We start from the raw sequence: 12,359 nt of genomic DNA, 5'->3' as shown, positions 1-12,359 counted from the left end.
ACTAAGCATTTGACGACTGTTTAACCTTTTGCCACAGCGCTTCCATCTCATCAAGACTTAGATCGTCCAACTGAGATTGTTTTTGCTTGGCAAGGGCTTCAACCCCTTTAAAACGGGCTGCAAATTTATGGCTGGCGTTTCTTAGTGCACTATCGGCATCCACTTTACAATGCCTTGCTAAATTCACCATGGCAAACAATGCATCACCAATTTCTTCTTCAATGGACTGCTGATTATCTAGATGCTTATTTTGGGCTTTTGCATCAAGTTCTTGCTGAATTTCTTCTACTTCTTCGCGTACTTTGTCAATCACAGGGGCTGCATCAGGCCAATCAAACCCAACTTTTGCGCAAGCTTTTTGTAGCTTTTGCGCATACATCAACGCAGGCATTCCTTTAGGTACACTATCTAAAATACTGGTGTGTGAAGTTGTCTCGCTGGCTTGTTGTTTAATGCGCTTTTCTTCTGCTTTTATCGCTTCCCATTGCGCGTTCAATTCACTGTCATTGAGGGGCGGGTTATTTGGCAGAGTGTTATTAGGCGAGCTGTGTAACGCTGGCTGTAACGCTGATTGTAAAGAGCTCAGCGAAATAGCTTCGCCTTTTCCATCTTTCTCACCTGCACTAGGTTTTGAAAAAACATGAGGATGACGACGTACTAGCTTGTCGCTAATACTTTGTGCCACATCATCAAACGTAAAATCGCCCTTCTCCGCTGCAATTTGCGCGTAAAACACCACTTGAAAGAGCAGATCACCTAATTCGTCTTTAATGTCTGCCATATCGCCTTGTGCTATGGCATCGGCCACTTCATAGGCTTCTTCTATGGTGTAGCGTGTCAGGCTTTCCATGGTTTGCTTTACGTCCCATGGACAGCCCGATTCTTTGTCTCGTAGCTCAACCATAATCCGCAGCAAGCGCTGCACTTGCTCTAGGTTAGTTTTGCTTGCGCTTGGCATCTGTCACGCTCTTAAGCTGTCTTAGTCGAGTAATAACTTTAGATACCGCCTCTAGGTCCTGCACTTCAATAGATATGGTAATAAGCGCCGTCTGCCTGTTCTTATCACTTAGGCTATTTACACCAAGCAAAGGCACATTTTCGTTGGCAAGCACTGTGGTAATGTCACGTAACAAGCCTGTTCTATCGTGGCAGAAAATATCTATTGATGTTTCAAAACCAACCTTTAATTCTTCTGACCAGTTCACTTCAATCTGGCGTTCTGGGTGCTGTGTTAATAAGTGCTGTAATTGATCACAGCTTTCTTTGTGAACACTCACCCCTCGGCCTTGGGTGATGTACCCTAAAATGGGCTCGCCGGGAACCGGCTTACAACAGTTGGCAAGTTGGCTCATCAAGTGCCCTACCCCCTGCACAACTACAGCATCTTTTTTACCAGCGCCAGCTGCTGTTCTACGGGTTTTAACTTTCGGGCTAATTTCAGGTTCAACAGGTGCAGGCTCTTGTAAATGATGGATGAAGTTAATCACCTGCATCACACGCACATCACCGGCACCTACAGCAGTGAAAAGGTCATCAACACTTTGTAAGTTAAATTTCTCAAACGCCTCGTTTGGTACTTTGGCAGGCAAATGTGCACGCTGTAGTTCACGCTCTAATAGTTCGCGTCCAGCAGCGAGGTTTTTATCTCTATCTTGCTTTTTAAAGTACGAATGAATAGTTGCTCGAGCACGAGAGGAATGTACGTAACCCAACCCAGGGTGCATCCAGTCGCGACTTGGATTAGGCTCTTTACCTGTAAGCACTTCTATTTGGTCGCCGCTTTGCAACAAATAGGTAAAAGGAACGATACGCCCGTTTACTTTTGCACCAATGCAGCGATGCCCAACATTACTGTGAATGTAGTAGGCAAAATCAAGTGGTGTTGCCCCTTGAGGTAGGTCTATTACGTCACCTTTCGGGGTAAACACATACACCCTGTCATCAAAGACTTGGCTGCGTAGCTCTTCTACTAAATCGCCAGACTCTGCCACCTCTTCTTGCCACGCCAATATACGGCGTAACCAGTTGATGCGCTCGTCATAACCCGACTGCTTACCCGTACTGCCTTCTTTGTACTTCCAGTGGGCTGCCACACCCAACTCTGCATCTTGGTGCATCTTTTGGGTGCGAATTTGAATCTCAACAGGCTTACCTTCAGGCCCAACAATCACTGTGTGAATTGACTGATAACCGTTGGGTTTAGGCGTGGCAATATAATCGTCAAATTCATTGGGTAAGTGTTTGTAGCTAGCGTGCACGGTACCTAACGCTGCGTAACAGTCTTGCAAACGCTCGGCAATAATACGCACCGCGCGAATATCGAAAAGCTGCTCGAAGGTCAGGCGCTTCTTCTGCATTTTCTTCCATATGCTGAATATATGTTTAGGCCTGCCGTATACTTCGGCGCGAATGTGCTCGCTATCTAAAATACCTTGCAGTTCATCAACAATGGCGTCGATGTACTCTGCTCTGGCTTTGCGTTTTCCATCTAATTGCAGCGCAATCTGCTTATACGTGATTGGGTGCAAATAACGAAAGGCTAGATCTTCCAGTTCCCATTTTAACTGGCCTATGCCTAAGCGATTCGCAAGAGGCGCATAAATACTGGCGCACTCACGGGCTACCATTACGCGGGTTTCTTCGTCGGCCTTTTTAACTTGCTGCAGTGCGCATATGCGTTCAGCCATTTTAATAACGATGGCGCGCACATCTTCAACCATAGCCAATAACATACGACGTATGCTATCGATGTGTTGTTCATCAGATTTTTCAGCGAAACCGGAACCGTTCACGCGGCGCGCATGCAGTGATTTAATGGCGTCCATCCGGCGTACGCCCACCACTAGGTCGCGAATTTCAGCGCCAAATTCTTCGAAGATATCATCTTCACTTAAGGCGTGTTGTTCGCAATAAGGGAAAACCAGAGCGGCCTGCAACGTAGCGTCATCCATGTTTAGCTGGCAGAGAATTTCCACCATTTCCTGACCTACAAGTAAGCGCTCTGGGATAGAGGAAACCGCACTGAGTTTCTCTTTCGTTTCAGCACTAAGGTTAAGACTGTCTAACCACGCCTCAAAGGGGGGTCTATCCGCTTCGTGAACCTTTCTTGTAGATACCATTTCTTTTACTCGCTACTGCTGCTTGTGCGTAAATAGAGCCATCATTTCCATGTGCTGTGTGAACGGGAACATTTCCGCCACACCAGCTTTTTTTATTTCATAACCGCCCGCAATTAGAACTTTTGCATCTCGGCTAAAAGTACTTGGGTTGCAAGAAACATACACTATCGTTTTTGGCTTCGCTTTTACAAGGGCATGACAAACCGTCAATGCGCCTTCACGGGAAGGATCAAGCAGTACTTTATCAACACCTTGCTTGAGGGAAGTATGTACATTCTCTTGATTGGCCAGATCTAAATGCAACCAGGTGATATTGTCTATGCCCTGGTTCTGTGCATTGTGCTGCGCACGTCGCACCATATCAGCCACACCTTCAATAGCCTGAACCTGAGCACCGGTTTTCGCAATAGGCAAGGTGAAATTACCCAGCCCACTAAACCAATCCGCAATGCGCTCATCCGACTTCGGCGCTAACCATTCGAGCGCTTGCTCAATCATTTTTTGGTTAACTACTTTGTTTATCTGAATAAAATTATTAGGAGCAGGTGTAATACTCAGTGTTTGCGCCGTAGACAGAGTTAAACTCGGAACGTTTTTATGAGGTGTTTTCTCACCGTCTGTTCCAATGCTATGGATTACGCGAAATACACCTTTCTTATCTTCCAACACCAATTCAACAGTATTAGCTTTAGCGAAGTCTGCTAGTGAATCGAGTAAGGATGACTCAAGGTTTTTCGTATGCTTAACGGTAACTTGCGCTCGGTCATCACCCGCCATTAAAACAATATGACCAATGAACTTTGCACTGTCGAAACCTTCGATGGCCTCATGAAGCGGGTTAATTAGTGCGCTGAGTGGGTCTACCAAGATAGGGCACGCCGTAATATTAACCACTTTATTACTGTTTGCTGCTCTAAACCCTAACTTAACTTTATCAGGGTTTCTTGCATCAATCGCCAGTCGTGCTTTTCTGCGATATTGAGGGCGCTCGCCAACAAGCGGGGGCTGCCAAGCAGCGTCTTGCATACCAAGCTGCTTTTGCATCATGGTTTTTAAGGCATTGTCTCTGTGTTCAAGGGCGGTAGCAGGGTCAATGTGCTGTAACTGACAGCCACCACAGGTGTTGAACATTGGGCAAAAAGGGGCAACACGCGTGTTAGACGGCGTCACCACACGGGTTACTTTTCCCTGTACTACCTGTTTTTTCCTTGAGGTTTCCTCTATTTCACACACCTCGTTCGGTAATGCCCCTTCCACAAAATACATGGGGTTACCGCGCACCACGCCTTGCCCCATCCAGTCGAGGCTATCGATGGTCACCGTTTTGATGTTATCGGCAGACGTGATTTTCGTTGATGCATTATTCGTGGATCTATCACTTATTGATCTATTACTCGTTGACAAATCACCAGCCGCGTTTGACTTAGTGGTTTGTTTAGCGAATCGTAGCCCCGCTACTTGAGCATTAGCACTGGTTTTGCGCTTTGACGAAGACTCGCTCTTTACGCGCTTACTTCGAGACTGCTTAAAAAGGTTAGCCAATGTTTGCTCCGTTGAATTTAATCTGACTCAAGAATAACCGTTGCCACAGCATAGTGTTGCTCATCAGAAATACTGACTACGCTATTTGTAATACCTCGGGCTTCGCAACGGGCAGCAAACTCACCTGAAAAAATGAGCTCTGGAGCACCTAACGCATTGTTTCGCACTTCAATATGCTGCCAACTAATTCCATTACCAATACCAGTACCCAGTGCTTTCACTGCGGCTTCTTTGGCGGCAAAGCGCTTTGCTAAAAAACGCTCAGGCATTTTATGCTCGCTAAACTGCTTCCACTCATTAGGTGTAAGTACGCGCTTCGCTAAACGCTCACTCACTTCTAAGCTGCCACTTAGGCGCGCTATTTCAATGATGTCTGTTCCTAATCCAGCAATTGCCACAATATGAGTCCGTCAATAAGCATAAAACTAAATTCCAGCTCGCGCTTCAAGCATAAGCTTACGCATGTCTGCAACTGCAGTGTGCAAACCATCAAACGCTGCTCGCGCAATAATGGCGTGCCCAATATTTAATTCGACCAATTGAGGAATAGCCGCAATAGGCTTTACATTGTGATAGTGAAGACCGTGCCCCGCGTTCACTTTGAGTCCGCGATTGTGAGCATATTCAATACCCTCAATCAATCTTGCCAGCTCGGCTTGTTGCTCGTCTTCATTGCTTGCCTCTGCATACTGCCCCGTGTGAATCTCGATATAAGGCGCATTACATTCCACAGCGGCATCAATTTGCGCTTTGTCGGCATCGATAAAAAGTGATACCAGAATGTTCGCGTTGGCAAGTCGTTCACATGCCGCCTTTATAGTTTGCAGATTGCCCGCAACATCAAGACCACCTTCTGTAGTAAGCTCTTCGCGCTTTTCAGGGACAAGACAGCAAAATACAGGTTTAACTTCTTCAGCAATAGCCAGCATTTCGTCAGTCACTGCCATCTCTAAGTTCAAGCGCGTATTGATGGTTTGTGCTAACAAGCGAACATCTCGGTCTTTAATATGACGACGGTCTTCTCGCAAGTGAACGGTGATCCCGTCAGCACCCGCGCGCTCAGCAATATCTGCTGCGTGAACTGGGTCTGGATATTGGGTACCACGCGCATTGCGCAACGTCGCGATATGATCGATGTTCACACCTAATAAAATCGTGCTCATTTCACCACCTAGGAATACTAGCTATTAAATAATTAAGACGGTGCAATTGTAGCAAATATTACCAATGAATAGCTGCTTAAAAACCTGACAGAATTAGTTTTTATTAGGAGAAAAGCGGTTAATTAGCGACGTTTTGTAGTTGCGACGAAGAGTTCTCGGCTCTTCAATGGTTTATCGCCAATTAATGGCTTAAGTAAATCACGGCACAATACCTTAGCCACTTTCTTACTAAGCGGCGTAAATTCCCCGTGCGCTAACGACATTAAAGCTTCGCCAGGAAGCCCTTTACTATTCTCATGCTCCGCTGGTAAGCACACAAAGCCAGTGTCGTGCTGAAAGCGATAGTTGCAATTTGGTAATATGGGTTGTTCGTATTCAATATCGGTAGTGAAATCTGGAAGCAGCCCCATTTCATCAAGTAATGCAAACTCAAACTTGCGTAGGGCAACTTCAATATCATCCCCTTGAAGCAAGCTTGTCAGACCCTCTTCATAGGCGTGATACACCCCGTCACTGGCTAACCCAGTGGGCATAATACGGTTTGTTAATTCATTCAGATACATGCCACAAAAAAGTGGCGTACCCATTAGCGAAATTGCGGGGGCCACACTTTCCACATGACGCAGGTTTTTAAGGTCTGATTTTCCGCTAAGTTGCAGACGAAGATGCTGAAAGGGTTGAAGTAAGCTCTTTTTATCAGACTTACTGTTTTTTACCCCTTTGGCTACGGCACTAATACGCCCTTCTTCAAGGGTGAAAAAGTCAACAATATAGCTAGTTTCCCGATAAGGGCGTCTATGGAGAACATAGGCATTTAGCCATTCATTGTTCATTCTTCTTCACTTTTACGTTAACTTTTATATGTTTTTTGTATGTTCTTTTATAAACGCGCGCTAATTTAGCTGCGTTTAATGCGCACCACTTTCATGGTTTCAAATTCAATGCCCGCCACATCTTCAACATGGCGATAATAGGTTACGTTAACTCGTGCCCCTTTCAGGCTTTGATATTGTTGCTTTCTTCGGTAAATAAACGGAACATCAATGCCTTCAAGCATAATAGTATGACGGATCCAATCGCTGTCTTTTTCTTCGCGCTGAACATGAGACACAACTTTAAGGTTATCTGACTGGTTTAACTGGCTGTGCTTTTCAACCAATTTTTGCCTTTCACTTTTGGCCATCTCTTTTTGCTACCTCTTTCGCTAGCCCTTGTCGCCATCTATTGTCACAGCCTCTTTTCGGCAGTGCTTATAGCATCTTTCTTGCACCATTTTACTTACACTATCGGGTCGATTACTTACCTTTATCCCGTGTAATTATAAGAAGCCTAAAACGTTATGATACTGCTTCAAGTTGCTCAACAATAAGCTGAACGGTCTCATGTCCGCGAAACACGTTTACATCTAGTCGGTAAGCAATATGAACACGCTTGGCAGTCGGGTTTGGCCAACTCGCAACATCAATATTAAACGCGATGGCATCCACTTCTTTAGCATCTTCACATTTAAGTACCATTTTCAGATGCTTTTGGCCAACTACACGCTGATCAACTAACGTAAACTCTCCATCAAATAAAGGCGATTCAAAACCTTGTCCAAATGGCCCCGCCTGCCTTAGAAGATGCGCAAAGGGCAAACACAGTTCACTCGCACTTAAGTCTCCATCAGAGAGCAGTGCGTGATTTCCGTCTAATTTCGCCATGTGCTTACTAGCCGTTTCAATAAAGGCACGCTCAAACTCAGCAAGCTTATTAACAGGTAAACTCAACCCAGCCGCCATTGCGTGCCCACCAAATTTATCGATGATCCCCGGATATCGAGTATTCACCTCGTCAAGCACATCGCGAATATGTACGCCAGGTATTGAGCGAGCTGACCCTTTAATTACCTCTTCATCTTGATGGGCAAAGGCGATCACAGGTTTTAAATATTGCTCTTTTAAACGACCAGCAACAATGCCAATAACCCCTTGGTGGAAGTCTTCACGATACACCACTAGTGCAGGCGGCATATCACCCTCATTTAGCTTCATTTGCTCAAGTGCTTGTTCAGCTTGCGCTTTCATGCCGGTTTCAATTTCACGACGTTCCCGGTTTAGCGCGTCTAACTCAGAGGCAATCATTCTTGCTTGCAGGGTGTCGTTTTCTAATAAACACGCTATACCCTGCGACATATCATCAAGACGCCCAGCGGCATTTAGCCTTGGCCCAACCACAAAGCCTAAATCTGTCGACGTAAGGTGCGCACAGTCTCGATTTGCCACCTCGACCAACGCTTTAATACCAGGACGACATTGGCCCGCGCGAATACGCTGTAACCCTTGGTGAACCAAAATACGATTGTTCTTATCCAATACCACTACATCGGCGACAGTGCCAATAGCGACAATATCTAAGAGCGTCGCTAAGTTCGGTGGTGTTATGTCAGCTGTTTGAAAGTAACCCCGCTGTTGTAGTTCGGCTTTTAAAGCCAACATTATGTAAAACGCAACGCCAACACCGGCTAAATTTTTAGAAGGAAATGTACAACCAGGTTGGTTTGGATTAACAATGGCGTCAGCAGGAGGTAAGCTATCTCCCGGCAAGTGGTGGTCGGTTACGATTACCTCAAGCCCTTTGCTCTTTGCATGAGTTACACCGTCAATACAGGCAATGCCGTTATCAACGGTAATAATGAGGTCAGCTCCTTGTTCTATCGCCACATCAACAATCGGCACACTTAAGCCATAACCAAAATCAAAGCGGTTGGGGACGAGGTAATCAACATTGCGAAATCCCATCATATTCAGAGCAAGTATGCACACCGATGTACTGGTTGCCCCATCGGCATCAAAATCACCAACTATGATTATCCGTTTGTTTTGTTCTACTGCGTTCGCCAGCTGGCTCGCAGCCTCGGAAATACCTTTTAATGCATTAAAATGCGTAAGGCCTTTAAGTCCATTTTCTAAATCATCGAGGTGATGAATATCTCGAGCGCGATAAATTTTATCTATCACAGGGTGAAGTTCAGTGCTTAATGCAGTGCCGTTTACTTCACGGCGTACAATGGGCAATATCATGGAGGACCACTTGGTGAATATAACAAAGAATTGCTTAAAGTTTACTTGAAACTAATAACGAATAAGAAGCTCAGCTTTACTATTAGCGTACAAAAATAGACCGCTCCGTACAAATTAAAAAACGCACTTGCGTGCGTTTTCTATTTAATGTGGACCATGCTGACTCTTGCTTGTGCTGAGTTCTAGCTGCATTAAGTTTTGGCAGCCTACCCTGCTTGCTCTAGCGCCTGAACGAGCAATTCGGCAGGTTGGTAACCTGGAATAAGTGTACCATCAGGAAGAATGATATTCGGCGTTCCATTTACACCCAGTTTCTGCCCTAACTTGTACTGTTCAGCAACTTTGTTTTGGCAGCTAGCACTTACGATATCGTCACCCGATTTAGCATCCGTCAACGCCTGTTGAGGGTTAGCCGCACACCACACTGATACCATGTCTTTGTAAGTTTGACTATTTAATCCTGAGCGAGGGAACGCCAAATAGCGAACTGTAATACCATTGTCATTTAGCTCACCTATTTCTTTATGCAGTTTACGGCAGTAACCACATGTGGTGTCTGTAAATACGCTAATGACATGCTTTTCATCTTTTGCTTTAAACGTGATAGCAGAAGAAGCCATGTCGTTAACACCCGCCAGACGTATTGACGATAACGCTACTTCTGTTTCATTACGCATTTGATTGTCGATATTGAAAACACGTGCTTGTAATAGGTACTCTCCATCATCACTGACGTAAAAGAAACCTCGGTCGGTTGCGACTTGCACCAAGCCAGGTACTGGAGAGTCTGCTAAAGAATCAACGTCCAAACCAAGCTTAGTGGTAAGCTTCTCTCGAATAGCGCTCTCATCCGCTTGAACGGCCGTACTAAGTAAGGTCGTTGCCGCGACAAAACCGGCACATAAATACTGCTTAAATGCTTTCACTACAACACACTCCATTGAGCCTACCTCGGCCCGACTTAACTTAATTGGCACTGATGAACTAACCGCAATACAGTTAAACAACGTATTGAATAAACACTCCCCACTTTCTCTACAGTGCGGATATATCTAAAATAGACCGTCAATGCCGAATAAAAATTTCATATACATCATCACTCGCGGCAACTGCATGACAGTTTTCTATGCGTGTAATACGTGAACATATTAAAGGCGCAATATCCTAACACACCCATTCGTATTTAAAAGATTGCATCGCATTCACTGGTCGCACCACTGTGTATTCCATAGCATTATTTCATGTTAGCCACGCGGATGATGACTCTGTATTAACGTTTGTAGTCGTTCAGTTGCAACATGGGTATATATTTGTGTGGTAGACAAGTCACTGTGCCCTAGAAGCATTTGTACTACACGTAGGTCTGCACCGTGATTGAGTAAATGAGTTGCAAATGCATGTCTTAATGTGTGTGGAGACAAGTGTTGCTCAATCCCTGCTTTTACCGCGTAATATTTGATACGATGCCAAAATGTTTGGCGAGTCATCTTTTGCCCGCGCTTACTCAAAAAAACGAAGTCAGACGACTTACTCGCCAGTATTGGACGTGCGGCTTTGATGTAAGTAAGCAACCACTCTATGGCTTCTTCACCCAATGGAACCAAGCGCTCTTTGTTGCCTTTGCCCACAACGCGCACCACACCTTGCTGCAAACTAATCTGGTCCATAGTTAAACCAATTAACTCACTTACGCGCAAACCAGTGGCATACAGTACTTCCAGCATACTTTTATCACGACACTCAATGGGGTCATCAGTAAGTGGGGCCGCTAACAAGTCTTCCACTTGTTGTTCGCTTAACGACGTCGGTAGAGCTTTTGGCGTTTTAGGGTTCGATAAGGAAGAAACAGGGCTATCTACTCGTACTTGCTTGGTAATAAGAAAGACGAAAAAAGCGCGAATGGCACTCAACGCGCGCTGCGTGCTGCGGGCGGACAAGCCCTTTTCATGGCGATAAGCCAAGTAATCTTGCAACTGCTCGGTAGTAAGTACCGCAATATCTTTAACGCCCTGATTGTTGCTGAATATTGCTAGTTTAGTCAGATCGGTACGATAACTTTGTTGAGTATGCTCCGATAACCCTTTTTCAAGCCAAAGCATCTCAATAAAGCCGTCTATATGTGCCTGACTAGCCGCAGGCACATAAGTTAATTCGCGTTCTTTAGACATTATTTATAAAGGCACCATTTAGAAGCCACGCTTTTGCTTAATGAGTTCATATGCTGACTGAATATCCTGCGCTTTCTTCTTGGCTATTTCCATGGCCTGTTCAGGTAACCCCTTAGAAACCAACTTGTCGGGATGATGCTCAGACATCCGCTTGCGATAGGCGCGTTTGACCGTTTTCTCATCGTCAGAAGAAGACACCCCTAATATGCGATAGGCATCATCTAGGCTTTGCTGCTCTGAATAAGCACTTTGCTGGCGACCTTGCGAACTTTGTCGGTACTGCCCGCCCGTGTTATTTCGTTGCCCACCGCGCTGACGAAAACGAATTTCTGCTTCGTACATGGAAATAAGATAATCGAGGTCGCGACGCCTAAAGCCCAATGGCTTAGCCACTTTCTCTAGTACATTGTATTCTTCTTGCGACAACTGACCATCGGCAAAGGCCGCTTGGATAAGTATTTCTAGAAAAACTTGTAGGATGTCGCGACGCCCATGACTGGCTTCATAAAACCCTTTTAGCGTATCGGCAAGCGGGAAATCTCTGGCTTTTCCCTCGCGAAATGCGTCCTGTGCTTCTCGTCTTGCACTACCGGTTAATTGCATGTCATCCATAAGCGCAGTGGCAATCTGAATTTCTCTGTCAGTAACCTTGCCGTCAGACTTCGCTAAATGGCCTAGTGCACTAAACAAACTATGAAAGAAAATAGCTTGTTGCTTTAAGCTGTTTTGGTCAGAGAAAAAACGCCCAAACCCACCTAATTGATTAAAATCTTGGCTATATGCTTTGTCGAAGAAATGCCCGACTATTAATCCCAAAATGGCGCCGGGTATCTTTAAGAAAAAGAACCCAAACAAAGCACCGAGGATCTTTCCCCAAATTGCCATTAATTATTTCTCCGTTTGATACTGAAGGCCACAGCCCTTTGCTCTACACTGTTCCAACGCGTTGATATGGCTTATATATGGAAGTGCTCAACTAAAGCGAGAATTAACACAAGTAAATCAGATATATTTGATGCCTACTATAACAAAGCGTTTGAGATAAAGAAGTAAGTACAGAAAGCCTAATTTCAAGGGCTAATAAAGGCAAGTACACGCTGATTAGCACAATAAATGCAGATAATATGCATTTTTTTACATCAATGGTTGGTAATTACGCGAGAAGTGCTTAGAATTGTGCGCTAATTAAAAATGTCGCTGCTAAGGGTGTAATGCTTTTGTATTCAGTTGTTGGTCGGCGTCTTTTACAATAACAGAACTAAATAAGGCGTTTGTCGTCTTAGCTGAATAATAAAGCAATTTTTA

General features: G+C 44.9%; 11 protein-coding genes. All 11 read right to left on the bottom strand.

Going from position 1 to position 12,359, the window contains the following annotated elements; all coding sequences use genetic code 11:
* Position 1: 1 nt before the first annotated feature.
* Complete coding sequence (gene mazG / locus EYR97_RS11830) at positions 2-958, bottom strand: nucleoside triphosphate pyrophosphohydrolase (RefSeq protein ID WP_131094015.1); 957 nt, start codon at positions 956-958, stop codon at positions 2-4.
* Positions 936-3,119 carry a GTP diphosphokinase gene (gene relA / locus EYR97_RS11825; RefSeq protein WP_131094014.1) on the bottom strand — a complete coding sequence of 728 codons (2,184 nt, stop codon included), beginning with the start codon at positions 3,117-3,119 and terminating at the stop codon, positions 936-938. The genes mazG and relA overlap by 23 nt, the downstream gene beginning before the upstream one ends.
* Before the next feature lie 12 nt (positions 3,120-3,131).
* The gene (rlmD, locus tag EYR97_RS11820) at positions 3,132-4,661 is read right to left on the bottom strand and encodes a 23S rRNA (uracil(1939)-C(5))-methyltransferase RlmD (RefSeq protein ID WP_131094013.1); all 1,530 of its coding nucleotides are present in this window, start codon (positions 4,659-4,661) and stop codon (positions 3,132-3,134) included.
* Between the two features lie 17 nt (positions 4,662-4,678).
* Complete coding sequence (gene acpS / locus EYR97_RS11815; protein WP_131094012.1) at positions 4,679-5,059, bottom strand: holo-ACP synthase; 381 nt, start codon at positions 5,057-5,059, stop codon at positions 4,679-4,681.
* Between the two features lie 27 nt (positions 5,060-5,086).
* Positions 5,087-5,824, bottom strand: a complete 738-nt coding sequence (gene pdxJ / locus EYR97_RS11810) for a pyridoxine 5'-phosphate synthase (protein WP_131094011.1) — start codon at positions 5,822-5,824, stop codon at positions 5,087-5,089.
* Between the two features lie 122 nt (positions 5,825-5,946).
* Positions 5,947-6,657, bottom strand: a complete 711-nt coding sequence (gene recO, locus EYR97_RS11805) for a DNA repair protein RecO (protein WP_131094010.1) — start codon at positions 6,655-6,657, stop codon at positions 5,947-5,949.
* Positions 6,658-6,722: 65 nt separating this feature from the next.
* Positions 6,723-7,007: a hypothetical protein gene (locus EYR97_RS11800; RefSeq protein WP_131094009.1), complete on the bottom strand. Its 285-nt coding sequence runs from the start codon at positions 7,005-7,007 to the stop codon at positions 6,723-6,725.
* 154 nt (positions 7,008-7,161) lie between these two features.
* Positions 7,162-8,886 carry a single-stranded-DNA-specific exonuclease RecJ gene (gene recJ, locus EYR97_RS11795; RefSeq protein ID WP_131094008.1) on the bottom strand — a complete coding sequence of 575 codons (1,725 nt, stop codon included), beginning with the start codon at positions 8,884-8,886 and terminating at the stop codon, positions 7,162-7,164.
* Between the two features lie 206 nt (positions 8,887-9,092).
* Complete coding sequence (dsbC, locus tag EYR97_RS11790; protein ID WP_242635002.1) at positions 9,093-9,812, bottom strand: bifunctional protein-disulfide isomerase/oxidoreductase DsbC; 720 nt, start codon at positions 9,810-9,812, stop codon at positions 9,093-9,095.
* A gap of 318 nt (positions 9,813-10,130) precedes the next feature.
* Positions 10,131-11,054, bottom strand: coding sequence for a site-specific tyrosine recombinase XerD (xerD, locus tag EYR97_RS11785; protein ID WP_131094006.1), 924 nt, complete (start codon positions 11,052-11,054; stop codon positions 10,131-10,133).
* 18 nt (positions 11,055-11,072) lie between these two features.
* Positions 11,073-11,939 (bottom strand): co-chaperone DjlA, encoded by an 867-nt coding sequence (gene djlA / locus EYR97_RS11780; protein WP_131094005.1) that lies wholly within the window; start codon positions 11,937-11,939, stop codon positions 11,073-11,075.
* Positions 11,940-12,359 lie beyond the last annotated feature (420 nt).

Source organism: Alteromonas sp. KUL42 (assembly GCF_006538325.1).
Taxonomy (GTDB): Bacteria; Pseudomonadota; Gammaproteobacteria; order Enterobacterales; family Alteromonadaceae; genus Alteromonas.
Note: the sequence above shows the minus strand (reverse complement) of the source record. Positions and strands in the feature narration are given on the sequence as shown.